Source organism: Aequorivita sp. CRS11 (assembly GCF_059693805.1).
Window position 1 is genome coordinate 418,333 of sequence record NZ_JCATIG010000004.1, and the last position, 25,309, is coordinate 443,641.

The 25,309-nt window shown below is 38.9% G+C and carries 22 protein-coding genes; 8 read left to right on the forward strand and 14 right to left on the reverse strand.

Going from position 1 to position 25,309, the window contains the following annotated elements:
• Both AC58DT_RS10575 and AC58DT_RS10580 read right to left on the reverse strand, forming a co-directional pair.
• On the reverse strand, positions 1–1,728 hold the full coding sequence (locus tag AC58DT_RS10575; RefSeq protein ID WP_497216788.1) for a patatin-like phospholipase family protein: 1,728 nt from the start codon (positions 1,726–1,728) through the stop codon (positions 1–3).
• An 82-nt stretch (positions 1,729–1,810) separates the two neighbouring features.
• Entirely contained in the window at positions 1,811–3,721 is a 1,911-nt protein-coding gene (locus tag AC58DT_RS10580) for an ABC-F family ATP-binding cassette domain-containing protein (protein ID WP_497216789.1), read from the reverse strand.
• A gap of 59 nt (positions 3,722–3,780) precedes the next feature.
• Here AC58DT_RS10580 and AC58DT_RS10585 point away from each other — a divergent pair, with 59 nt between their 5' ends.
• On the forward strand, positions 3,781–4,167 hold the full coding sequence (locus AC58DT_RS10585; protein ID WP_497216790.1) for a DUF983 domain-containing protein: 387 nt from the start codon (positions 3,781–3,783) through the stop codon (positions 4,165–4,167).
• A gap of 10 nt (positions 4,168–4,177) precedes the next feature.
• Here the strand turns inward: AC58DT_RS10585 and AC58DT_RS10590 are convergent, their stop codons facing one another.
• The 7 genes from AC58DT_RS10590 to topA form a co-directional block, all read right to left on the reverse strand.
• Positions 4,178–5,221, reverse strand: coding sequence for an NAD(P)/FAD-dependent oxidoreductase (locus AC58DT_RS10590; RefSeq protein ID WP_497216791.1), 1,044 nt, complete (start codon positions 5,219–5,221; stop codon positions 4,178–4,180).
• A gap of 80 nt (positions 5,222–5,301) precedes the next feature.
• Positions 5,302–6,201: a type IX secretion system ring subunit PorN/GldN gene (porN, locus tag AC58DT_RS10595; protein ID WP_497216792.1), complete on the reverse strand. Its 900-nt coding sequence runs from the start codon at positions 6,199–6,201 to the stop codon at positions 5,302–5,304.
• A gap of 25 nt (positions 6,202–6,226) precedes the next feature.
• Complete coding sequence (porM, locus tag AC58DT_RS10600) at positions 6,227–7,801, reverse strand: type IX secretion system motor protein PorM/GldM (RefSeq protein WP_497216793.1); 1,575 nt, start codon at positions 7,799–7,801, stop codon at positions 6,227–6,229.
• A 44-nt stretch (positions 7,802–7,845) separates the two neighbouring features.
• Positions 7,846–8,496 (reverse strand): type IX secretion system motor protein PorL/GldL, encoded by a 651-nt coding sequence (gene porL / locus AC58DT_RS10605; RefSeq protein ID WP_497216794.1) that lies wholly within the window; start codon positions 8,494–8,496, stop codon positions 7,846–7,848.
• A gap of 65 nt (positions 8,497–8,561) precedes the next feature.
• Positions 8,562–9,935, reverse strand: coding sequence for a T9SS ring complex lipoprotein PorK/GldK (gene porK, locus AC58DT_RS10610; RefSeq protein WP_497216795.1), 1,374 nt, complete (start codon positions 9,933–9,935; stop codon positions 8,562–8,564).
• Positions 9,936–10,048: 113 nt separating this feature from the next.
• Complete coding sequence (locus AC58DT_RS10615; protein ID WP_497216796.1) at positions 10,049–11,212, reverse strand: formimidoylglutamase; 1,164 nt, start codon at positions 11,210–11,212, stop codon at positions 10,049–10,051.
• On the reverse strand, positions 11,212–13,728 hold the full coding sequence (gene topA / locus AC58DT_RS10620; protein ID WP_497216797.1) for a type I DNA topoisomerase: 2,517 nt from the start codon (positions 13,726–13,728) through the stop codon (positions 11,212–11,214). The genes AC58DT_RS10615 and topA overlap by 1 nt, the downstream gene beginning before the upstream one ends.
• A gap of 141 nt (positions 13,729–13,869) precedes the next feature.
• Between topA and AC58DT_RS10625 the strand changes: the two genes are divergently transcribed.
• From AC58DT_RS10625 to secG, 7 genes are all read left to right on the forward strand, one after another.
• Positions 13,870–14,505, forward strand: coding sequence for an inorganic diphosphatase (locus AC58DT_RS10625; RefSeq protein ID WP_497216798.1), 636 nt, complete (start codon positions 13,870–13,872; stop codon positions 14,503–14,505).
• Between the two features lie 114 nt (positions 14,506–14,619).
• On the forward strand, positions 14,620–16,056 hold the full coding sequence (gene miaB, locus AC58DT_RS10630; protein ID WP_497216799.1) for a tRNA (N6-isopentenyl adenosine(37)-C2)-methylthiotransferase MiaB: 1,437 nt from the start codon (positions 14,620–14,622) through the stop codon (positions 16,054–16,056).
• Positions 16,057–16,068: 12 nt separating this feature from the next.
• Positions 16,069–16,944 (forward strand): hypothetical protein, encoded by an 876-nt coding sequence (locus AC58DT_RS10635; protein WP_497216800.1) that lies wholly within the window; start codon positions 16,069–16,071, stop codon positions 16,942–16,944.
• 36 nt (positions 16,945–16,980) lie between these two features.
• On the forward strand, positions 16,981–18,258 hold the full coding sequence (locus AC58DT_RS10640) for a sigma-54 interaction domain-containing protein (protein WP_497216801.1): 1,278 nt from the start codon (positions 16,981–16,983) through the stop codon (positions 18,256–18,258).
• Positions 18,255–18,803: an LptE family protein gene (locus AC58DT_RS10645; protein WP_497216802.1), complete on the forward strand. Its 549-nt coding sequence runs from the start codon at positions 18,255–18,257 to the stop codon at positions 18,801–18,803. The genes AC58DT_RS10640 and AC58DT_RS10645 overlap by 4 nt, the downstream gene beginning before the upstream one ends.
• Before the next feature lie 49 nt (positions 18,804–18,852).
• Positions 18,853–19,770, forward strand: a complete 918-nt coding sequence (locus tag AC58DT_RS10650; RefSeq protein ID WP_497216803.1) for a DUF8458 domain-containing protein — start codon at positions 18,853–18,855, stop codon at positions 19,768–19,770.
• Entirely contained in the window at positions 19,767–20,099 is a 333-nt protein-coding gene (secG, locus tag AC58DT_RS10655) for a preprotein translocase subunit SecG (protein ID WP_497216804.1), read from the forward strand. The genes AC58DT_RS10650 and secG overlap by 4 nt, the downstream gene beginning before the upstream one ends.
• Positions 20,100–20,161: 62 nt before the next feature.
• On the opposite strand, the gene AC58DT_RS10660 is transcribed toward secG, so the two are convergent.
• The 5 genes from AC58DT_RS10660 to AC58DT_RS10680 all read right to left on the reverse strand — a co-directional run bounded on the left by AC58DT_RS10660 (position 20,162) and on the right by AC58DT_RS10680 (position 25,035).
• Positions 20,162–21,358 (reverse strand): T9SS type A sorting domain-containing protein, encoded by a 1,197-nt coding sequence (locus AC58DT_RS10660; protein WP_497216805.1) that lies wholly within the window; start codon positions 21,356–21,358, stop codon positions 20,162–20,164.
• On the reverse strand, positions 21,327–23,000 hold the full coding sequence (locus tag AC58DT_RS10665; RefSeq protein WP_497216806.1) for an esterase/lipase family protein: 1,674 nt from the start codon (positions 22,998–23,000) through the stop codon (positions 21,327–21,329). Before AC58DT_RS10665 ends, AC58DT_RS10660 begins: the two co-directional genes overlap by 32 nt.
• Before the next feature lie 2 nt (positions 23,001–23,002).
• The gene (locus tag AC58DT_RS10670) at positions 23,003–23,305 is read right to left on the reverse strand and encodes a hypothetical protein (protein ID WP_497216807.1); all 303 of its coding nucleotides are present in this window, start codon (positions 23,303–23,305) and stop codon (positions 23,003–23,005) included.
• Between the two features lie 90 nt (positions 23,306–23,395).
• On the reverse strand, positions 23,396–23,986 hold the full coding sequence (locus AC58DT_RS10675; RefSeq protein WP_497216808.1) for a Riean_0653 family protein: 591 nt from the start codon (positions 23,984–23,986) through the stop codon (positions 23,396–23,398).
• Between the two features lie 17 nt (positions 23,987–24,003).
• Entirely contained in the window at positions 24,004–25,035 is a 1,032-nt protein-coding gene (locus AC58DT_RS10680) for a T9SS type A sorting domain-containing protein (RefSeq protein ID WP_497216809.1), read from the reverse strand.
• Between the last annotated feature and the right edge of the window lie 274 nt (positions 25,036–25,309).

A 25,309-nucleotide genomic window follows, 5' to 3' on the forward strand; every position in this document is an offset into this window, starting at 1 on the left:
TTATTTCAATAAATCATTTTCCCCCAGCTCTTTCTCTAGGGCTTCTTTTACAAATTTATACCCTGCGTTTTTTGCGTAAAAGAAATTTGCCAAAAAAGAAAGAAACTTGTTCTTCAGCAAATGTTTCACTATCAGCCCGATTCTATCCTTGATTTTGGATTTGTAACGGCTTTCAAATTCTGAAAAGGATAATTTTGGGTACGGCAAGTCCTGAATTTCGGCATCCTTTCCGTAGTTTATTTTATCCACCTGGTTGTCAAAATTCCTCAGGACGCGCATATCGGGTATAATAGGAAAAAACTTTTCGCCATTGGGATCCATTGCAGGCACCGAAAATTGATACCTATCCTTTATGGCGCTATTTGGTACAATGCTCAAACGCTTTTCAATATCTTCAGAAGCTACCGCGAAATAATACCGCAAAAAAACTTGGCAATTCTTTCGACCCAGCTGAAAATCGTGCTCCCGAAAATCTCGACTCAAAAAGCCTGCAAAACCACCAATGGGAGCAGCAGCCAAATCATTTTTGGGACGAACCCACTTCCCGTCCTTTTCAATTTTACGAATAGGTTCAATTAAAAATTTAGTCCGATCGGTCATGTCCAGCGCGTCCAAAATACCATCCTGGTTGAACATTACTTGATTGCGAAGCGCTTTTAAAAGCCCTCCTGCTATGCTCATAATTCCACTGCCACTTTCAGCAACGTCGTGATCTTTGTTCGGAAACGGATCTATCATTATTACTCCATACTTGCAAGCTTCAATACTCTTTGGGTTCTTTTCCCGTAAAACTTTCAGTCCAATTCCGTAGGGTTCGTTATTAATGACACCACCATCCACAGAGTTGAATTTATAAATAGCGCCTTCGGGTAAAAGTGGTTCGATGCCCTTGGATTTATTGAACAAATATTTCGGGTACCGTTTTATGTATTCCGCAGAAATAGCAACCTCCCGTGATTTTAAACCAATTGGAAATGCTGCGGTACTCAACGTGGCATCTTTTAAATATTGAAGATGTGTTTCGTTTGAAAGATCGAGCACATAGTACAGTTCGTCTTCCTTTGTAGGTATCCCGGTGGGATATTTATCATTCTTTAACTTATATCTGAAAAAACCACCGTGATTTGTGATAACCGTTCCTTTTGAAGTATCGCGCCCGCTATCATCAAAATTTACCATAAAGTTGATACCGCGCAGGTTGGTAGTAGTCAAAATCACGTCCAGACTGTCTGAGGCGTATTTCGGAATTTCACGTTGCTCACGTACCGCCAACGCTTCATCGGCAATTATATCTATTGCTTGGGTATTCAGTAGTGACCGTACTTCGCCATACTCTTTTAAATCACTATTGTTCAGCAGTTTGTCCACCGTACTATTTTCAGCGGTGTTGCCCATATCTACCCAGCTTTTGTAGAAAATATTATCGGTTCCTGAGGGATTGTCTTTATTGAAACTTTTGAACTTTTTGTCGGCCAAGGCCATAAATGTCAACGAGCCCGAAATTCCACCTGCCGAAGAGCCGCTTATAACGTCAATTTCCACTTGGTGCATTGGGATGGTGTGGTCGTAGTCTGGATGGGCAATGCCAAGTTTTCTGTTTTTTTCCTTGGCCTTTTCCCAAAGGTCGAGCGTTTCAATTAAATAATCCAAAACGCCAGCAGTATAAGCTCCCGCAGATACCGCCCCGGCCATAGTGATACAAAGTTTGAATGTGTTTTCGTTTTCCATAATCCCCACGATTTGTTTAACCTGTTAAAAAAGAACAAGTTAAGATAAATAATCGAAAGAAATTACAGGATTTTTCCTGTTTTTAGGATAGGGATTCCACTGTTTCCTGAAGCACTTCCCACTCTTCCATTAACTTTTTTAGCTTCTTTTTCTTTTCTTGGTACTTGTCAAAAAAGTGTGGCTTTGCAATAGTTTCTTCGTAATTTATAAGAAGTTCGGTGTCAATAGTTGCAATCTCTTTTTCCAAAGAAGAAATTGCCGATTCCACGTTGCTGAGCTTGTTTTTTACCGATTTCAGTTTTTTCTGAATTTCATATTCCTCGCCGGCGCTTCTCTTTTCTTTTACTTCTGAAACAACCGTCTTTTTTTCAGCTTCGCGAAGGTTTTGGAGGTTTCGCTGCTCAAGAAAATAATTAACATCGCCTAAATATTCCTTTATGTGATGGTCTTTAAATTCGTATACTTTATTGGTCAACCCTTGCAGAAAATCACGATCGTGGGAAACCAAAAGCAAGGTTCCCTCAAAACTTCTTAAAGCATCTTTCAGTACGTTTTTGGATTTTATGTCGAGGTGGTTTGTAGGTTCATCCATCACCAAAACGTTAAAAGGTTGCAACAGCAATTTTGCCAATGCCAATCGGTTTCTTTCGCCCCCGCTCAGCACGCGCACAAATTTTTCAACTTCATCTCCACGAAAAAGAAAAGAACCGAGAATATCACGCACACGGCTTCGGTTTTTTTCATTGGCGGCATCAATCATCGTGTCAAGTACAGTTTTGCTACCATCGAGATAATCGGCTTGGTTTTGGGCAAAATAGCCAATCTGAACATTATGGCCCAAAGTGAGTTTTCCGCCGTGCTCAATTTCGCCAACAATAATCTTTGCCAAAGTAGATTTACCTTGACCGTTTTGACCTACAAAGGCAATTTTGCTATCGCGATCTACCAAAAGATCAACACTCTTCAAAACTTTTTTATCTCCATAGTTTTTGGAAATATTTTCGGCTTCAATCACTACTTTTCCCGGGGTGATTGACACCGGAAAACGCAGCGTCATCACACTGTTGTCGTCTTCATCTACTTCAATACGGTCTATTTTGTCCAGTTTTTTTATGAGCGACTGTGCCATCGTCGCCTTACTCGCCTTTGCGCGAAATTTATCTATCAATTTTTCAGTCTGTTCAATCTGCTTTTGCTGATTTTTTTGCGAAGCTAATTGTTGCTCACGCAATTCATTCCGAAGTACTAAATACTGTGTATATGGTTTGTTGAAATCGTAAATTTTTCCAAGGGAAATTTCAATGGTACGATTGGTCACGTTGTCCAAAAACATTTTATCGTGGGAAACGATTACAACGGCGCCCGCATATCCTTTTAAAAATTCCTCCAACCAAAGAATGGATTCAATATCCAAGTGGTTTGTAGGCTCATCCAGCAGCAGGATATCGTTGTTTTGAAGCAGGAGCTTCGCCAGTTCAATACGCATACGCCACCCGCCGGAAAAAGTTTCAGTTAGTTTTGTAAAATCTTCCCGCTGAAAGCCCAAACCTTGTAGAATGCGTTCGGTTTCGCCTTGATAATTATAGCCACCGTGAATTTCGTATTGGTGCTGCACTTCGTTTAAATCTACCATAAGTTGATGATAGCTGTCACTTTCGTAATCAGTGCGCTCGGCGAGTTGGGTGTTTATTTCGGCAAGCTGTTTTTCAAGTCTTTTTATTTCAGTGAAAGCTTCGTAAGATTCCTCCAAAACCGTGCGTCCTTTTTCAAAATCGATATCCTGTTTTAAAAACCCAATGGATATTTCTTTATCAGTCGCTATTTGGCCACTGTCATATTCCTGTTCTCCCGCGATAATTTTTAAAAGCGTTGATTTGCCCGCACCATTTTTTCCAACCAATCCTACCCGATCGCCAGGTTTTAATTGGAAGGTAATTTTCTCGAACAAGTAGTCGCCTTGAAAGGAAACCGATAAATTGTGGATATTGACCATTATAAAGGACTAAAATTTCTGCAAAGATGCTTAATTTTGCACTGTTAAAAAAACTGATTATGCAATTCCTCAAAGGCTCCAAACTCTACAGTATATTTACGGGAACTTGCCCAGTGTGCCATAAAGGTGAAATGTACGTTGAACGCAATCCTTACAAACTCTCAAAAGCCTTGAAAATGCACGAGCGCTGCAGCCATTGCAACACAAAATTTAAAATTGAGCCTTCCTTTTTTTACGGTGCAATGTACGTGAGCTATGCAGTGGGCGTGGCCATTGCGGTTGCTACTTTTATCATTGCTTATTTTTTTATCGGGTTGGATAGAAACTATACCTTCTTTGCCATTATAGGCATCTTGGTTGTGATGCTTCCGCTTATTTTAAGAATTTCGAGAAATATTTGGATCAACTTTTTTATGAAATACAATAAAAGCAAAGCCGAAGCCTAATTTAAAGCTTTCACAACATTCTCGTAATATTCATCTCTTTGGGAAGTGGTATATCATTTTCCAAATAATTAAAAAGAATTTCCGAAAGCAAAGGCGCCATCAAAAATCCGCGCGAGCCCAAACCATTAAAAAATATCAAGTTCGGGTTTTCTTTCAAGCTTCCAAGCAAGGGCCTATGATCCTTGGTAGTGGGCCTTACGCCCGCAGTGTGCCCTATTAATTGGAAAGGGCAATTAATAACGGTTTTCAATTTTGATAGTATTTCTTCTTTTGCTTCGTTTGTAGCATTAATGCTGTAATCATCACGGCTGTAAGTTGCTCCAACTTTGTATTGGTCATTCCCCAATGGAATTACATACACGGGGCCTTTTAAAAGCGCTTTCAGCTTAAGTTCCGGAGCTTTAATAATTAGGTATTCGCCTTTGTTTCCAATTAATGTATGCTTTGGGAAAAAGGGGTTTTCAACTGCCTGGGCGCCTTCTGCGAAAATGATTTTCTTTGCCGAAATGTTTCTATAAATCACTTTGTTTTCTTTTTGAAAAACGGCGTTGTATTGAAAGACTTCCGCAAGCAAATTGTTTGCTTTTAAAAGAAGATTTCGATACTCTGAAAGTAAAATATCGGTTTGTATTTGAGCAGTTCCCAAAACCTTTCCGAAACCAAATGGCGCATTAACAGCTGGGTCTGTATTCTTTATAAATTCCGAAGAAAGAAATTGTTGGAGTTCTTTTTTATCACATGCTACAGACCAATTGTTTTGTTCTTCCACACTTTTGAAAATTCTAAAAATTGGAGTTTCAACAAAAAAATCTTTTCCAAGCTTTCCCGACAGGGTTTTATAGTAATTAACCGCCACCGGATAAAAAGCTGAGGCGTTCCAAGCCGCCGTGAAGCGTTTAAGCACTGTTGGGTTAAAAACCCCGCCAGACTTTGCTGTGGAGCCTTCTGCGCCGTTATCAATCACCACAAAGCTTTTCCCGTTGTTTTGGAGCTGTTCGCACAAAGTTATTCCCGCAATCCCGAGCCCTACAATTATGTAATCTTTTTCAATCATTATTGTGATATAAAAAACCCTTCAGTTTCCGAAAATGGAACTTGAAGGGTTTTCTTCAAAATTATGGCCTTATTAATCAATTAATAATTCCACAAATCAATTTCTATGTTACGTATTTGTTCCTTGATTCTTTCAGATTCCAACAATTGCATAAGTGCATTATCATTTATGTAATCCTTCACGTCTCTATCGCCCTGTACGTTGTCTTCCTTATAGATTACGGCGTTGAAACGTCGTGAATTTAACAAGTGGTCGTATGAAATGGGTTGCGATGTATTTTTTCTATTGAAAGCTTTTGCTTCGTGCAATACTTCACGCGCTCCTGGGAACCAAACCCAAAAAAGCTCAACCTTCGAATCAATTCCATCTTCCGGGAATGCTTTGGAACGTGCTTCATTCGCTACTGGACAAATTCCCAACATACGATATTTAAGCTCACCTTGGCGCTTGTCTAGATACCAATAGCCTCTAATGTGCCACTCTTCTATATCGCCAGCATCCAAAGAAAAACGACGTACGTATTGTGGATCTACGGTTCCTTCAGCGTTATACTGCTCGATACCCAAATCGGTAGTATCGCTATAAACCAAGGAAGCTTCGATATCCTGTAGGGTACGCTTTTCAGTAAAATAGGAATCTGCGTAAACACTTTCTATTTTTCCATTTTTAATGTTTTTTACCAAAACATCATAAAGAGAGCGTCTGTCCGCGCCAATGTTGTTTGTATCTATAGGATAATAAAGTGGGAAGTTGACTCTTTCATCAAGATCAATTATTTCCCAAGTGGTTTTGGACCATAACACATCACGCTCATCCGTATAACCATAAGGTAAGGGCTCATCATTATCATAAGCAATCTGTGCTTCGGTCTTCTTGCCTATATCTTCGGGGGTTTTGGCGTTAAGAATGTTTACCTGTGCGTTTGCACCGACAGCCATTCCGAGGCCAAAAACACATAAAACAACATTTTTCAAATTCATACCGATAGGGGTTTTATACTAAATATTAGTTTGTCAATTCAATAATAACTGGAGATGTTTTCTTAAGCATTACGCCACTTCCAGAAACATTGGCATTGATATCAAAAATTTGAACAGTCTCGCCTCTTCCAGCTCTTCTTAGAGCACCTTTGGCTGCACCATCCAGCTTGGTTCCGTTTACACGAACGGTTGGTTGTCCTGATACTTTGAAACTGAATCCTGTAACGTTAAGATTTACATCAAAATCGAAATCTGGCAATACTGCAGATACCGAAGAAATTTCAAGACCGCCGCGCTCCATACGCACAATTCCGGTTTCACCACGAATGGCGCCCACTGGTGGTGGAATATCTTTAATACGGAACTCAGATTTTGAACCTACAGGTTTTCCATCCGGTAATGTACCAGTTGCGGAAATTGTAACAGTTCTACCGGATCCTGGTCGCATTACATATTTGCTACCTGAAACTCTTGAAAGACCTGCAGCAGATGCGTTTACCTTATTATCAGGAATACCTGGGATAGAAACGGTCATTGGGTTATCTACACCTCGGTAAACAACGTTCATCTTATCAGCAGCTATTACCGCAGAATTAGGTAATGAAATTGTCGCGAAAGACCTATTAACTTCTACTTCAGTTTCCTCTCCTCCTTCACCGTAGTAAAGGATTCCTTCAATTTTATGGTCACCCGGTGAGCCGGCGCTTACATTCAATTTCACTTTACCACCTTCAAAAGTATAATCTGTACCTTCAACAAGTTTTCTTCCGTCCAAAGTCAATTCGGCTCTTTTTGGTTTAGTACTCTCATCTGTACGACCCAATACAATTGCTCCATCAAATTTTTCACCAGAGTAGTATGCAGATTTTGAAGTTTCCAATAAAGTTGAGTAATTACTGAAAGATAGCGCAGCCGCTTGTTGGCCTGCTAGCATTCTTTGCAATACTTCGCTTTTAGTTGTTTTAATATCTGCTTGAATTTGTGTCAATTTAGTCAAAGATGCAACTAGAGGAAAGCCTTCATAGTTATAATTTAACCAAGCTACTTCTTTTCCGTCACGATTGGTTACCGGGGCTGTAGAAAAGTTTGCTTCAATAGATTTTTTGATATCTTCTATACCGGCCACTTTTGCAAGAGCGGTATCAGATAGAACCGCTATCATTTCTGTGCGATATTCATCCATTTTATTCAAAAATTCCTGTCCCCCTTCTTTGTATTTATCTCCGGTAAAGAACAAATTGTTAAAGTAATCCGGCTTGTCCATTACTTCATAGTCTGTCGGATCTTCTATTTTTTCAATTGAAGCAGACTTAAGAGTAGTAAGATATGCATCATACTCGTCAGAAATTTGGGAAATTTCTCTTGCTTTTGCTTCAACAGCCGCGTATTGTGCAGGTTCGTCATTGGCTTTAATAGCCAATCCCTCCATAAAAGCAGTATTACGCTGTGAGGTAGCCACATTTGCGTCAGATATTTTTTCATTAAGTAGTCCAAAAGCAGACAATACTTCTTTGGACATATTCAGTGCAAGCATCGCGATGAAAACCAGATACATCAGGTTAATCATCTTCTGCCTTGGGGATAGTTTTCCTCCTGCCATTTTTATTCTTTTTTAAAGATTAATAATTAAGGTGAAAACCTATCTTAGTTTCTATTAGTCATTGCAGAAAGCATACCTCCGTAAACACCGTTCAATGAAGAAAGGTTGGTAGCCAAGTGCTGCATTTGTTGTTTTAATTGTTCCGCATTTTCGGCAACTGCTTGGTTAGCTTCTGCTTGACGGCTAGTTGACTCAATCTGTACTTTGTACAAGCTGTTCAAAGAATCCATTTGAGCTGCTGCCAATGCCATTTCCTCGCTGTATTTTTTTGTAGAGTTCATTGCTTCTGCAGTAGGAGCCATACTCTTAGTAGCACCTTCAAAAGAACGGATGCTGGTTGAAAGACTGTTCATTAACTCTGAATCGATACGAGCCTCCTTAAGCATCTCATCCAATTTTTTAGAAAGAAGTCCTTGTGCATCTTCTGGTTCTTTTAAAGCTTTTTTGCTAGTTGCAGCACCTCCAGCCAATTCAGGATAAACCAATGACCAATCTAAATCGTCATCTACTGGCTCAAAAGCAGAGATTGCGAAAATAATTGCCTCGGTGATAAGACCTATTGCCAAAAGAAGACCTCCATTTAAGGGACCTAATTCCCAGTGAAGAATTTTGAAAAGTGCGCCTAAAATTACAATAGATGCCCCAAGGCCGTAGGCCATATTAAATAATTTTTTTGATGATCTTGATTGTGCCATAATACTTAAATTTTTAGTTGAGAGTTTTTGATTAAGGTTATTTTAGTTTAGTAAATAAGGGAATATTAGCGAGCATCGCCAAAGTTTTGGTTAAGAACAACATCAGTTCCCATATAATCCTGTACAGTCCTGAAACCGATATAGCTTCTGGCAGAATCTGCATATTCATAATCACGGGTACTTACTTGCAAGAAATACGCAACATCTTTCCACGAACCACCGCGTACTACTTTTCGCATATTGTCAGGATCATTAACGTTTGGATTCATAGTGGAGGTGTAGTCATATGAAGCGGGATCATAAGAAGAAGCCACCCATTCCGAAACGTTTCCTGCCATATTGTATAAGTTGAAATCATTAGGCTCATAAGATTTAGCCTCAACTGTATATAAAGCTTGATCCGCGGCATAATCTCCTCTTAAGGGTTTAAAGTTTGCCATAAAACAACCACGATCGTTTTTAGCGTAAGGACCACCCCATGGATAAGTTGCTGATTCCAGACCGCCACGAGCAGCATACTCCCATTCTGCTTCACCGGGAAGACGGAAAGAGTTTACGAAGTTCTTCTTTTTAGATTTTTGGTATGAATTCTTATACAAAGTTCTCCAAGCGCAGAATGCTTTTGCTTGCTTCCAGCTAACACCAACAACAGGGTAATCTCCATAAGCCTCGTGCCAGAAATAATCGTTGTGCATTGGCTCGTTATATGAATAGTTGAAATCCTTAATCCACACTGTAGTATCTGGATAAATATTCAATTCTTCTTTTTTGATAAAGTCTTTTCGTCTCTTGGTTTTGTCTCTTGCTGCAGATTCAATATCCATATAGGTATATTGGAAATTCAACTTACTAACATCAATGGTACGTTGACCGTTATAGGCTTCTTCCATTGGAATATACATTGTATCCATTACTTCAGAATAGTATTCGTCTGGGTATTCTGAAGTGTCCCAAATCAAATCTACTTTATCGTTCAGTTTTCTACCGGCGTAATAATCTTCACCCATCCCAAAGTAATTGTCATACATATATTGCTGGTATGGCGTCATCTCTTCATTCTCTTGATCGACGAAAGCAAATTCACCGATTCCTGCATCACCAGGGGTTGCACCCACCTCATCGGCCATAATAGCAAGACGCAACCTTACTGTAGAATCTCTAACCCAATTCACAAATTGGCGATACTCAGCATTTGTAATTTCGGTTTCATCCATATAGAACGAACGAACTGTAACGGTCTTTGTTGGCGCATCGTTAACGGCAACAAAATCATCATCACTTTTACCCATGATGAAGGATCCACCTGGGATAAGCGTCATTCCGTAAGGCTTTTGAGGATACCATTTTTTACCTTTTGCCCCCACCAGTTCTCCTCGGTCTCCGGAGTTACAACTGAACAAAAAGGCAACGATCGCAGTTAATGCAATAAACTTCTTCATAGGTATTTAGGTTAAATTTCGAGATTCAAGGGCGTAAACCTATCTATAAAATTTCAAAAAAACAATTTTTTTTTGAAAAACCCTTGATCCCCGTTTTTACTTGTGTTGTTTGATTATACTTCATTTTTGTGGCGGGCCTTTAACCACCGTTCAGGAATTTCCTGATTGCATGCACCCAAATATTCGCCATAAGTGCAAGGTAATAACGTTCGTCTTTTTAATTTATTATTAACATTTGAAATAAAAGGCAAAACAATCCACCATCTTTCGGTTTTATTGCTTTTCTTAAATTCCAAAACTTCATCTTCTACTGGTACTTTATAAGTGGTGAAGAGATTTTCGTTATCAAAATCATCATCTTCAACCCTAAAATTATATCCTTCAATAAAATACCAAAATATTTGCGCTACAATCATTGCGCCGCTCTTACTTTCAATGGAATCGCTCAATTCATAAACGCCAAAAGATTTCACTTTATTGCTGATACCAGCATATCGGGAAATGGCGCAAATTTCTCGTCCATCAAAACCATTGGGGCTGTCGTTATTTTTATAACTTAATTCTGCGCTTTTTATTGCGGAAACATCTAAGGTTACCATATCTGCATCGCGCATTATTGGTTCTACCACTGTAATGTCTGCACAAACTTCACCTAATCTGTGGGCATCGAAGAACAATTTGTCCATCAATGCAATCTCCTGCGGGGCATTAAAAAATGATTGATAGCCCAAAACACTGTAATTAAAAAGATTATAGGGCTGTTCAACTACCATTTTTCCTACATAGGATTTATTTGAAATTGGCAGCTCAGCATTTCCAAGGTCAAAACGATTATCAACATTTACAACATTTACCATTCCTTCCAAACCGTCATACGCCCGATATTGTGCAAAAGCCAAATCCTGGCTTCCACCAAGAACCAATGGCACAATATTTTTTTGTAAAAGGGCAGCTATTACTTCTTTGGCAGCAAAGCGGGTATCTTCGGCTGTCTCACCTTTTTCTATATCGCCAAGGTCAGTTATGTTATAATTCCAATTTCCGGGATATAATGAATAAAGAGCTTTTCTATAGGGATCAAAAGATATCTCTCCTCCAATGAAATTCTCATCGGCACGGTTTTCCTTTATGCCAAGAATTGCAAACTTTACGTCTTTCAAGTTAGGTAGCTCGCCTGTTTTGGAGTGGGCCGCAATTTGTTTTCCCAAAGTTCCGGGCGGTAGAATTTCTCGGTGTGCCAATACTTTTTTAGAAACTGGGGATAAAAACTCTATCATTATTTTTTCTTGGCCGTAGCTTTTTTCTTAGTTGTTGTTTTCTTTTTGGCGGCTGTTTTTTTCTTCGGACTTTTTTTATCCAGCAAATCCTTAGCTTCCTCCAATGTTATTTTATCGGCTTCGGTTCCTTTAGGCAATTCTACTTTTGTTTTGCCTTTAATTAAATTGAAACGCCCCCAACGCGCTTTTTCTATTCTAATTTTTTCTTCGGGCCATTCGTTGATTAACTTATCAATTTCCTTTTGTTTTTTGTCCTCAATAAGTTCTTTTACATCTTCTTTTGAAAGATTGTCAAAATCATACTTTTTGTTCACGTTAATGAACATATTGTTCCATTTTATGAAAGGGCCAAAACGACCCACGCCTTTTTGAACTGGCAGATCCTCATACATATATATAGGAGCATCGGCTTTTTTCTTTTCCTCAATTAATTCTTTTGCAAAAGCCATATCCACATCCAGCGGATCCATTCCTTTTGGAAGCGAAATAAAGGTTTTCCCGAAGCGTACATACGGGCCAAAACGGCCATTGTTCACCTCAACTTCTTCCTTTTCATAAATGCCCAAAGTCTTCGGAAGTTTGAAAAGATCCATCACCTCTTCAAAAGTAACCAAGTGCAATTGTTGGTCTGGACGAAGGCTGGCGAATTTTTTCTCTTCGTCATCCGGTGCACCAATCTGCGCCATGGGTCCGTATTTACCGAGGCGCACCAATACGGTTTTTCCAGTTTCGGGGTCTTCGCCTAAAATTCGTTCGCCACTTTCGCGATCCGCATTTTCTTCAACGTGTTCCACGCGCGGATGGAACTTTCCGTAGAAATCCTTCATCATCTTCGTCCACTCCTCTTTTCCTTCGGCAATGTCGTCAAAATCCTGCTCCACCTTGGCCGTGAAATTGTAATCGAGAATATTTTCAAAATGTTCCACCAAAAAGTCGTTCACGATCATTCCGATATCTGTGGGCACCAACTTCCCTTTGTCCGAACCAACAGTTTCGGTCAAGGTTTTATCTTTTATGTTTTGCTTTTGAAGCGTCAATTGAAGATACTTTCGCTCCACACCTTCCACAGTTCCTTTCTCCACATAATTTCTGCTGATAATGGTAGAAATAGTCGGCGCATAAGTTGAAGGTCGGCCAATGCCGAGTTCTTCCAATTGTTTTACCAGCGAAGCCTCAGTAAAACGGTACGGCGGACGCGTAAAACGTTCCGTCGCGGTGATATAATTATTTTCGAGCGAGTCACCATTTTTCATATTTGGCAACATGCCTTCCTGCTCTTCTTCCTCAAAATCGGTTCCTTCCAAATACACTTTTAGGAAACCGTCAAACTTTATCATTTCACCATTTGCAGTGAAATTTTCCGAAACTTTTTCTTTGGAAAGCACGTCAATTTTCACATTGGTACGTTCCAATTGCGCATCGCTCATTTGCGAAGCCAAGGTTCGTTTCCAAATTAAATCGTACAAACGCGCCTGATCGTGGTCGCCAGAAATACTGTGCTGGGTCATATCCGTCGGGCGGATGGCCTCGTGTGCTTCCTGCGCTCCCTTGCTTTTTCCCTTGTAATCGCGGGGTTTGCTGTATTCCTTTCCGTAGGAAGAAATAATTTCCTTTTGCGCCGCATTTTTTGCGTCGTTGCTAAGGTTTACGCTGTCGGTACGCATATAGGTAATCGATCCGGCCTCGTACAAGCGTTGCGCGATGGTCATCGTTTTTCCAACCGAAAAATACAATTTCCGGGCTGCTTCCTGCTGTAAGGTCGAAGTGGTAAAAGGTGCCGCTGGGCTTTTACTGGCGGGCTTTTTTGTTAAATCTGAAATTTTATAGGAAGCTCCCAAATTCTTCCGAAGAAACTCGCGCGCCTCTTCTTCCGTATCAAAATTCTTTGGAAGTTTCGCCTTGAACTTGCTGCCTTCAAGCGTTGTAAATTCGGCATCGATTCTATAGGAACCTACGGGCGTAAAGGCTTCAATCTCGCGCTCGCGCTCCACGATCAACCGAACGGCAACCGACTGAACGCGTCCTGCGGAAAGTCCACCTTTCACTTTTTTCCAAAGTACGGGCGATAGCTCATACCCAACCAAACGGTCCAAAACGCGTCTGGCCTGTTGGGCATTTACCAAATTATAATCAATTTGGCGTGGATTTTCAATTGCCTTTAAAATAGCAGACTTTGTAATTTCGTGAAAAACAATACGTTTGGTTTTGTCTTTATCAAGTTTCAGTTCTTCGGCCAAATGCCAGGCAATTGCCTCTCCTTCTCGGTCCTCATCACTCGCCAACCAAACCATATCGGCTTTTTTGGAAAGCGACTTTAGTTCTGTGACCAACTTCTTTTTGTCGCTGCTCACTATATATTTAGGTGTAAAATCCCCTTCCACGTCCACGCCCAATTCCTTGGATGGAAGATCTGCAATGTGCCCGAAACTGGAGGAAACCTTGAAATCTTTCCCTAGAAATTTTTCAATGGTTTTTGCTTTTGCCGGGGACTCAACGATCACTAAATTCTTTGCCATATACTTATTTGTTATGCGTACAAAAGTATATGAATTTTTTAATACGCAATTTTTGACACCTAAATTTAGTCAACTCTTAACATCGTACTACCTTTAAATTATACTATTTTTAGAAGGCCTGAAAAAAGAAAAATTATTTTTATGAATTTATATTCACCACAACCAATGGTTTTTGTGCGTAACATAGTTTTGTTTCTCTTCCTAATATTATTTCAAAATTGTAACCCCACCTATAAAGTTTTTAAAACGGAAACTTTTTCAAAAGAAAAAAATGTGAATTGCATTATTGAAATTCCAGCGGGAACGAGCAAAAAAATTGAGCTGGACAAAACCTCAAAGAAATTTGCAGTGGATGTTCACAATGGAAAAGAGCGCATAATAGAATACCTGCCCTATCCCGGAAATTATGGCTTTATTGCTTCCACTTATTCTAATCCCGATGAGGGTGGCGATGGGGACCCGTTGGATGTTTTGGTGCTTTGCGAATCTTTAAAAACTGGGACTATATTAGAAACAAAACCCATTGCAATGCTCCGCCTTTTGGACAATGGAGAAGAAGATTTTAAGGTAATCTGTATCCCCTCAGATAGAAAACTGCAAACAGTTTCTGCGGAAACATTTACTGAATTTTCAGAAAAATATCTCAGCGCAATTGAAATTATTGAAATGTGGTTTATAAATTATAATCCTTCAGATCGTGTAAAAATCATAGGATGGAGCGACGAGAAAGAAGCCCTATTAGAGATTCAAAAACTTTCAATTCCTTTAAAAAATTAAGTGGTTTTGTGATATTTCGAAAATAAATCTGCCACTTTGACAGCGTGACAAATTAATAGTATCTTTGCAAGTTCAGTGAAACCCCTTTTGAATTTGCATTGAACAAAGATTTTTATGGATAAGATTATTGACGAAAAAACACAGGGAAACACGCTTACACTGGAAGCGCGAGATACCAATTCCAAAAAATTATATTTGGAAAGCTACGGCTGTGCTATGAATTTTAGCGATAGCGAAATAGTGGCTTCCATACTTGCCGACCAAGGATATAATACAACAAATTTACTGGAAGAAGCCGATCTGGTTTTGGTAAACACCTGCTCCATTCGTGATAAAGCCGAACAAACCGTCAGAAAACGACTTGAAAAATACAATGCCGTAAAACGAATAAACCCGAAAATGAAAGTCGGCGTTCTGGGCTGTATGGCGGAACGTTTGAAAGAAAAATTTCTCGAGGAAGAAAAAATCGTCGATTTGGTTGTTGGGCCGGATGCATATAAAGACATTCCGAATTTGCTAAAAGAAGTTGAAGAAGGCCGTGATGCCGTGAACGTTATCCTTTCCAAAGAAGAAACCTATGGCGATATTTCCCCGGTGCGTTTGGGCGGCAACGGAATTACTGCTTTTGTGAGCATCACCCGCGGGTGCGATAATATGTGTACATTTTGCGTGGTACCCTTTACTAGAGGTCGTGAGCGTAGCCGTGACCCACAAAGTATTCTGCGTGAAGTGGATGATTTGGCTGAAAAAGGGTACAAAGAAATTACATTGCTCGGGCAAAATGTGGACAGCTATTTATGGTACGGCGGTGGACTGAAAAAAGATTTCAAAAATTCTTCGGAAATGCAACAGGCAACGGCAACCGATTTTGCGCAATTACTTGATATGGTCGCAACGGCGTACCCAAAAATGCGAATTCGTTTTTCAACGAGTAATCCACAGGATATGCACGAAGAAGTATTGCACATTGTGGCAAAACACGATAATATTTGCAACCATATCCATCTTCCCGTTCAAAGTGGGAGTACGCGTATTTTAAAGGAAATGAACCGTCAGCACACCCGCGAGGAATATATGAAGTTGGTTGACAGGATTTGGGAAATCATTCCCGGTTGCTCCATTTCGCAGGATATGATTATTGGTTTTCCAACCGAAACCGAAGAAGACCACCAAGAAACAATGAGTTTGATGGAATATGTGAAATATGGCTTTGGCTATATGTACAAATATTCCGAAAGACCCGGAACAATGGCTGCAAGAAAATTTGAAGACGATGTGCCCGAGGAAACCAAAAGCCGAAGATTGACCGAGATTGTTGATCTTCAGCAAAAGCACAGCGCAATTCGCACTGCTGAATTTTTGGGAAAAATAGTTACTGTTTTAATAGAAAAGGAATCGAAGAAAAACAAAGATGAATGGAGCGGAAGAACGGAGCACAACAACGTGGCTGTTTTTCCGAAATCAACTTATAAACCTGGAGATTTCGTAAACGTAAAAATAACCGAATGTACTACTGCAACGCTAATTGGCAGAGCTGTGGGGTATTCATAAAACCAATTTATTATGAAAACAAGACTATTACTTTTTACAGCAAGTTTGTTGTTATTGGCATGTTCTAATGATGATGAAACTCCCCAGCCCGAAGAACAGAACATGGAGCTGAAGATTAAAAAATACACAAGCATATCTTTAGATGCAAACGGAAGTCCAAATGGAGAAATGATTGAGTATTTTTTTGACGAAAATGGTAAAAAAACGAAAGACCATATTATAAATTCTTTCTATGATTATTTTTGGGAATACACTTACAACGATTTGGGACAAGTAACAAGAAAAGCCCACAATCACTTGAATTACCCTGTTGATTTTGTTGAAAACTACTATTATGACCAAAACAGCAGGCCCTGGGTAGTTTTTAGGGATTGGGACGCAGATGGAATTGATATGGATTCCATAAGCTTTAGCTATCAACCGCAACAGATCAACGTGCAATGGTTTACCCCGACACAAGAACGAACAGAATTTTATTATAATACTACAGATGTACTAACCGCAGTAAAACATATAGGTGACCTGGGAATCGTTAGCGATGAAATCATCACTTATGACAGCACTCTGAACATCACCAACCTTAACCTTACCACAGATTATTTTAATTCGGAAATAAACCATACGTATGAATATGACTTAAAAAAAAATCCATTCTACGCAGAGTTTCATAACTACCCCTTCAACACTTATTATTATGGGTATCTTTTCGAGCATTCATTATTTATATCACCGAGCAATGCCACGAAAATAACCCGAACAGGGACTGATACTTCGGAAAATTATGTTTTGGAAACAACCTTTCAATATAACGATTCCAACTACCCTATAAGTTCCGAAACCAAAAAAGACGGTGTTTTATTTTCGAGAGCGACCTACGAATATTATTAATTAAAATTTAGTTCCCGCACTTTGCTGGGATAAAATATGGAAAGCATACAAGCAACAAAACAACGTTTCGGAATAATAGGCAACGACCCAAAACTAAACCGCGCCGTGGAAAAAGCAATTCAGGTTGCTCCAACGGACATTTCGGTATTGGTAACTGGCGAAAGCGGCGTTGGTAAAGAAAGCATCCCGAAAATAATACATTCGCTTTCGCACAGAAAGCACGGAAAATATATAGCCGTAAATTGCGGTGCAATTCCCGAAGGAACTATAGACAGTGAACTTTTTGGTCATGAAAAAGGATCGTTTACGGGCGCAACGGCAACCCGAAGTGGTTATTTTGAAGTAGCCGATGGCGGAACCATCTTCCTCGATGAGGTTGGCGAATTGCCACTTCCAACACAGGTTCGTTTGCTTCGCGTTTTGGAAAATGGCGAATTTTTAAAGGTAGGTTCTTCTGTGGCTCAAAAAACCGATGTGCGCATTGTGGCTGCAACCAATGTGAAAATGGCAGATGCCATTCAAAAAGGAAAATTCCGCGAAGACCTTTATTATAGGTTGAGTACTGTGGAAATAAATTTGCCGCCACTTCGCGAACGGCAGGAAGATATCCATTTGCTTTTCAGAAAATTTTCGGCAGATTTTGCGCAGAAATATAAAATGCCAACAATCAGATTGACAGACCAGGCAACTGATTTATTGTTGAAATACCGCTGGAGTGGAAACATCCGCCAGTTGCGGAATGTAGCTGAACAGATTTCGGTTTTGGAGCAGAACCGTGAAATTTCATACGAAACCCTGAAACATTATTTACCCGATATGGGCAGCAACCTGCCCGCAGTGGTAAATTCAAAAAAATCTGAAAGTGATTTCAGTAGCGAACGCGAGATTCTTTACAAAGTGCTTTTTGACATGAAACGCGATGTGAACGATCTCAAAAAACTTACATTGGAATTGATGAAAAGCGGCAACGCGGCAAAGGTGAAAGAGGAAAACTCATCACTCATCAATAAAATTTATTCCGAAGAAAACGAAGCCGAAGAGGAATTGGCTTCCATAATTGAAGAAGAGACAAACGGAGCACAAACCGATGTCGAGGTTTTCAGTATTCCGGAACACGCTTCCGAACAGCGTAAAGACAAATACGAATACGCTGAGGAAATTGAGGAAGAAGAAAACCTTTCCCTTCAGCAAAAGGAATTGGAACTTATCAAGAAATCGCTCGAAAAATACAACGGAAAACGTAAGGATGCTGCAGATGAGCTAGGCATTTCAGAAAGAACTTTATATAGAAAGATTAAGCAGTACGATTTATGAAAAATTTACGATTTACGATTTTAGATTTTAGATTTGCTACTGCATCGAAGCTTTCCCTTTTGTTTTTATTGTTGGTTTCTTTACACAGTTGTGGGCCGTACTCATTTACTGGGGCCGATATAAATTACAGCACAACAAAAACGGTACAGGTTAATTATTTTCAAAACAATGCTCCGATCGTAGAGCCTGGCATCGCTAGAGATTTTACACAAAAACTGCAGGATTTACTGCTGAACCAAACTAGTTTGGATCTTGTGAACAGTAATGGCGATTTGGTTTACGAAGGTGAAATAACACAATATTATATTGCGCCAATTACCGCCACGGCAAATAGTACTGCCGCGCAAAACAGATTGACCATTGCCGTAAATGTTCGGTTTTACAACACCAAAGATCCGCTGAAGGATTTTGAACAGCCCTTTAGTTTTTATTACGATTATCCAGGAACAACACAATTAACCGGTTCAGCACTAGACGCTGCCGTTGATATTATTTTTGAACGGTTGACGCAGGATGTTTTTAACAAATCACTTGCAAATTGGTAAGTTTTATAATTGTCACCCTGAGCGCAGTTGAAGGGTTAAACTTTGAACTTTGAACTTTGAAAACTTTACATATTTACTCGCCAACCCACAGAAAATAACTTCTGAGGATTTAGCGGCGTTGGAATCAACAATTCAAAAATATCCATATTTCCAAAGCGCGCGCGCACTTCAATTAAAAGGTTTGAAAAACCAGGGGAGTTATCTTTACAACGATGCCTTAAAGCTTACAGCCGCCCACACTACTGATCGCGATATTTTGTTTGAATATATTACTTCGGAAAAATTTATTCAGAATGAAATTTCGCAAACCATTCTGCAGCACGATACTTCCGTAGAAGAAATAAAGGTAATTTCCGAAAATATTTCAGAACAGATAAGCCTTGAAATAGATATGCAAATTAAGGCCGAAATGCAGAAAGCCGAGAATATCTTAAACCCAGAACTTTTTCAAAGGAAGGTAGAATCGGTGAGCAATTTGGTTGAAAAGGTAGATGACAAGCCTGATGCTAAAGATAAAGCTGAAGAAATACTACAAGCTGACAAACCTCTTGAATTTACCAAAAACGATACTCACTCTTTTTCAGAATGGTTAAAGCTTACAAAAGCAAAACCTATTGAGCGCAATGAAGACAGGCCAGACAAGAAAGATGATGAAACCCAAAATGAAGATAGGGAGCGAAAATTTGAATTGATAGACAAGTTTATCCAAGAGCGCCCAAAAATAATTCCTTCGGAAATAGAAAATAAACCCCAAAAAGAAGGAAAAAACAATCTTGCAAAACCTTATACCCAAGCCGCCGATTCACTAATGACGGAGACTTTGGCTAAAGTGTATTTACAACAAAAGAACTACAAAAAAGCAATTCAAGCATATAAAATATTAATTTTGAAAAATCCCGAAAAAAGTGGTTTCTTTGCAGACCAAATTCGGGCAATAGAAAAATTGATTAATTCAGAACAATCATGAGTACTTTTACAATATTTTTAATTTTGATAATGATAGTGGCCTTTTTATTGGTCGTAGTTATAATGGTTCAAAACCCTAAAGGTGGTGGGCTTTCATCGTCGTTTGGCGGAGGCGGTGGCGCACAGATTGGTGGTGTTCAAAAAACGAGTGACTTTTTAGATAAAAGTACTTGGACACTTGCCACGATTATGTTGGCGCTTATCTTGTTTTCCAACGTTTTCATTATGGGAAACCGTAATTTGGAATCCAAAACTTTTGATGACAGCGCTGTTCCTGCTGTTCCAACCACACAAACTCCGGCACCAACTGCTCCAGAAACTACAAACTAAAATTTAGTTTTAAAATATTTTAAAATGCCAGCTTTTACGAGCTGGCATTTTTTTATTTAATTCTAATTTATTACAATTTGATGATTCTCTGGAGTACCGTTATAAATAATCTTTAACGTATAGAGCCCAGCAGGAAGAGTTGATACATCAATGGAATTATGACAGGCAATAGTATTGATGTTCTTGACCATCATGCCCGAACTGTTAAAGAGTTGGATAGTAAGCGTATCACCTGCAATTAAAAGATCTGTGGGGTCTGTGCCAATCATATTAACGTGGAGAACAGTATCTGCGGGCACGGGATAGATTATAAAATAATCACTCGTGATGGTACCGCTTCCACCACCGCCACCGCCACAATTGGTTTGGCATTCGGAATTCGTATCCTCTATTTGCTGCCAATCAGACCAACCACAATCGTTCCGCATACGTACTTGAAACTGAACGGGGTCTTCACACAAGGGAGCAATAATAACATAGGGATCATTATAGCCTGGAGGGTCTTGGGACCATTGGTAATTTGTGGATACTTTTTCCCACTCCATTTCTTGTACGTTGCTAAAGGAAGGTGAAATATTCACTTTTAATCCAAATTCATCGCAACTTCCTTGGGGAACAATAGGCATAGTGTGATTTATTTGCGTTACGTTCACGTCTTCAACAAAATCTACCTTGGGCGGACCGATCCAGATATTTTTTTGCACGGGCTCATTCGGGCTTGCGAAAATAGCTTTTACGTACGCCCAGCCATTTGTTGATGCATGCACTGGTTGTACGATAATGCTACGGTTATAGTCCGTTAAAGGAGTTGTTTTTATTAGGTTATTTGAAACCTCCCATGCTATAACGGGAAGGCTCTCGCAAAAGTCGAAACTATAAGTAACCGTATCGGTGCCACAAATAACGGCCGGACCACTCATATCTTCAGAGTCTAGATGGATCGTGGGCGGTTGGGGATTGCCCGCTAACTCTTCCAGTAACCAATGGACGCTTTTTTCGGTAAAGGAGGTATGCTGTTCGTTGTTGCGTGGGCCAAAGTAGGTATCAAAAGGAATTTCCTTGTTTCCTGGGCAGACCAAGTTCCGCTTAAAGGCTTGCGCCCAGTTAAAATCAGGATTTATAAAACCTAAGGAACTGGCTGTTGGAATGAAAGAGTGAACATGTTCGTTTTTATACACAGTCATTGTTGCCCATCCAAAAAAATCTGAAATATCTGAGAGAATATTGTCAAACCAAGAACCCGACCAAAATACTTCCATTGGGGGGGAGTGGGTCTGTACCATTAATAGGAGAGGCAACTTCGTCAAAACCAGGGAACCAGCCACCAGGAACATTATCCATATTGCCTCTAGAATTTATATTGGTAGTATACTTTGAATCATCATTAAAGACTTTTTTGAATCTTGAAATTTTACCATAACTATTATAATTAGCCAAATTATAAGCCTCCAAGCTTCCAATATGTAATGACCAACAAGGGAAGGGAACACAAATGTATTGGAATGCTCTTACATTTACACCCATCTCATTGTGCCCAATATAATTATCCTGTTGTTGTGTAAACGGATTGAAAAATTTCCTTTTGCCATTTAAAGAACCATTTACAATGGCTATCTTCCGAAGATTTTGGGGATAACCAATACTTCCATATAAGCCATTATAAAAAAGATTATTATAAAAACCTATAAAGGAAGGTCGCCCTCTTGAAATTGTATAGCCCTGAGAAAGCGTACGGGCGTTTAAATAGTCCTGATTTAATTGAGAACCATTCCAGCCATTAAATTGCTCAATTAATTGTTGTTTGGCTGCTGGAGACCCCAAATCCTTACTCACAAAATCCTGAGCCATAGTGTTTCCCGTTTCAGCTACTTGATTTATTAATGATTGCAAACCAATGGGAATGTTCGCTCCAAGATGAGGACTGTCCACACTTACCCAAAGGCGAGTGTTATGTGGGATGTTCTCCTTTTCCATATAAGCCAATGCATAACGCGATATTTGCCCGCCCATGCTCGGGCCTACGATAACTAATTTTTCAGTGCTGTTATTTTGGGCCAAGGTATCATTTAGAGCTTGGTATAGAGATACGTGGGTTAGAGCGTTCCGTTCTATATAGTCGGCACCACCATCAATCTCTTGACCATTTTTACTATAGGTAGGATGATTAACAACCACCACATCGTAATTAAGAGATTGTAAAGTGTCTATTATCCTTACATCATTGGGAGGAGAACTATAACGCATCATATCTTCAATAGAACGATGTTCATCTGGTGGTTCCGGGGAATCACTATCTTGGATTTTCCGTTTATCTCCCGGATCGAAACCGTCAATAATAATTATAGGTTTTAAGAGAACGCCTTGTGGATTGCCATAGAATATTCTATATTCTAAATGGCCCTTTATTCCTTGAAAAGGAAGGCTTGCATCTACTACTCCATTCTTAATTGGTAGATTCGGAGGTATTATTGCCTCTTGTATCTTCACGTGCAGCACGGCTTGGGTATTCTGGCTTGTACCGTCACTAAAATTTGCCGTAAAAGTCAGTATTTTATAGCCAGATTCTCCATATCGAACCTGTAGAGTCTCGTGTATAAATTGTCCATTGTTGTAAACTACATAATCAGTAGGTGTATCAAAATTTGCGCTTATCTTAACAATCTCTTTATCTGGATAGGATTCTATTAAGAAAAAATTATCAAAATGATAGGTTATTTCATTGCCAACTAAATATTCCTTTAATGGCGAAATTATGAGAGCATGTTTTTTTATGAAAGCAGGTTTACCATTGGGTATCTTCTCAAACTTTCCGTTAGCAATCCGTAATGCTCCTTCCTCCTCTTTACCTTCGATATAAAATAATTGAACAAAAGCCGCATTGATAATGCCAATGTCAACCATGTTTATAATGGAATCAGGAACATAACGCCTACGAAGGTCTTGTAGGACTTAAATTTTTTCTCATTTGAGCCTCTGTAAAGTTCCTCCAGGGCTTGTTCAAAATATCTAACACTGGAAATGTTTTTATTATCATTGAAGGAGTTAAGGTTTGCCCAAGGTACTGTTCTGTCATAAAGAATTCCAGTGGAGAATTCTGATTTGTCAATATTTACAAGCATACTGTCCACTTTTGTTTGAGGTGGTTTTTGGGAATGTACGCTAAAAAAAACAAGCATTAATGATGTGAAAAGTAGTTGATATCTCATAACTTTGAAGAATTAATAGGTGAAACAATAATTATATCTGGTTTTATTTATTAAGTATTTTAGGGTGTCATGGCAGTGGCACCCTTTTTATTAAGGAAATTTTGTGGTAGGCAATTTATATCCGTTAATATCAAAACGTCCCTCGGTAATTTCTATAAATTCAGTTGGATCGTCTCGGTTTACAGCGGTACAACTGAATGTACCGGATAAAATACCGTTGTCATAACGTGTAACATTGATTAAACCTGAGTTTTCTATAGAACAGAAAAACTTATATTTATTTTCATCGTAGTCATATATTCTACAATGAATGTTATTGGTTAAAGGGCTGTCGATTCCATCTAAGCAATTACTTTCGTGGATATTATATTCTCCTATACCAATAGAGTCAAGATTTATGATATGTATTATAATCTTTCCAGTTTTTTCGCTAGCAAAATCATGTACATTAATTTCATAACGTGGGCCAGGGACATCAAAGAGAATCATCCCTCTATCAGGAGAATTAAAAGTACCTGTTCCATCTCTAGGGGTTATTAATATGCCATTTGCATAACACCCAAAAGTATTTTCCCCTGTTTGGGTTATGGGCGGTAATGTGGGTGTAAAACTGCCATCATCTTTTTTTGAGCAGCCTAAAAAAGTTACCACCGCAAAAAATATCAATACATTTTTTTTCATAATTCCTTAAATTAAATTCATCTTCTTACTACTTTCTTGGCACTAACATATCCGTTAGTGTCTTGAAGTATTACTACATATACACCTATGGGCAGCTTTTCAGCACTTACTTCCACAATGGGATTCTTTTGAGCTATGGAAAGCACCTTTTGCCCCAATGAATTATAAACATCAATTTGTACGATTGGTGTTACGGAACTTATATATAGTTTATCTCCAATAGGCACTGGATATATTCTTACTTCATTGAAATCAAAATTTTCCGTACCTAGAATGCACTCCTCCGTAAAATCTACCTGATGGCCTACTTGATTAGTAATTTCATCTATCAGTGCCGTATTATTAATATCATCTATACAGATGGTCTCCAGGCTCGGCAGGTTTTCAAAATTGCTCGGAAAAGGTCCATCAAAAACCAAATTTTCATTGTTGCCATTTTTAAGGTTTATATATGACAATGCATCGTTATCATTACAGATTAAGGAGACAAGATCATTATTTTGGCTCAAATCAAGACTTTCCAGTAGTGTTTCGGTACATTCCAAAATGACCAAGATATTATTGTTGGCCACATCCAACTCCATAATTTCATTATTGCCCATAGATAAGAGAACCATATTTGGATTGTTGCTCAAATCCAGGCTCGTAAGTTGGTTGAACCTGCATTCAAATTGGTACAACGCAGTATTCTGGCTTACATCAATACTGTTGAGCTGATTGTTGTAACATTCAAAAATTTCAAGTTCAGGATTGTTGCTAACATCAATGGATGTTAAATTATTATCGGAACATTCTAAAAAAGTTATGTTGATAAATGCTTCAATTCCTGTTAGATCATTAATATTGTTGCCAACAACACTAACATCAACCGCAGCCTCTGCCTCGCTAACCTGTATTTCCCCATCGCCATTGGTATTAATATTACCGTCAGCGAGAAGCGCCGCTTTAAAATTTGGGTCCGGTATGTTGACTATCTGTGCCGTAAGCCACATGGTTCCTAAAAAGGAAAAGCATATTGTAAAAAGGATTGTGGAATAGAGGTTTTTCATTTTAATTAGATTTTGTGCAATTCTAGAAAGATTAATTCTTTGATTTTACGATGGACAGCTCTATATTTTATCAATAATATAAAAAGGTGTTATTATCTTTTATTAAGGTAAACAATAAAGAATAATCATTTTTATTTTTGGTCTAATAATCGCAATATTTCGTTTAAGGAAAAAAAAAACGCCGAATTACCAAAATTTTCAAATCAAAAGTTAATTTTTCTTTAACTCAACTCCCCAAATAAAAGCTTACATTCTCTGCTAATATAAATTTTTC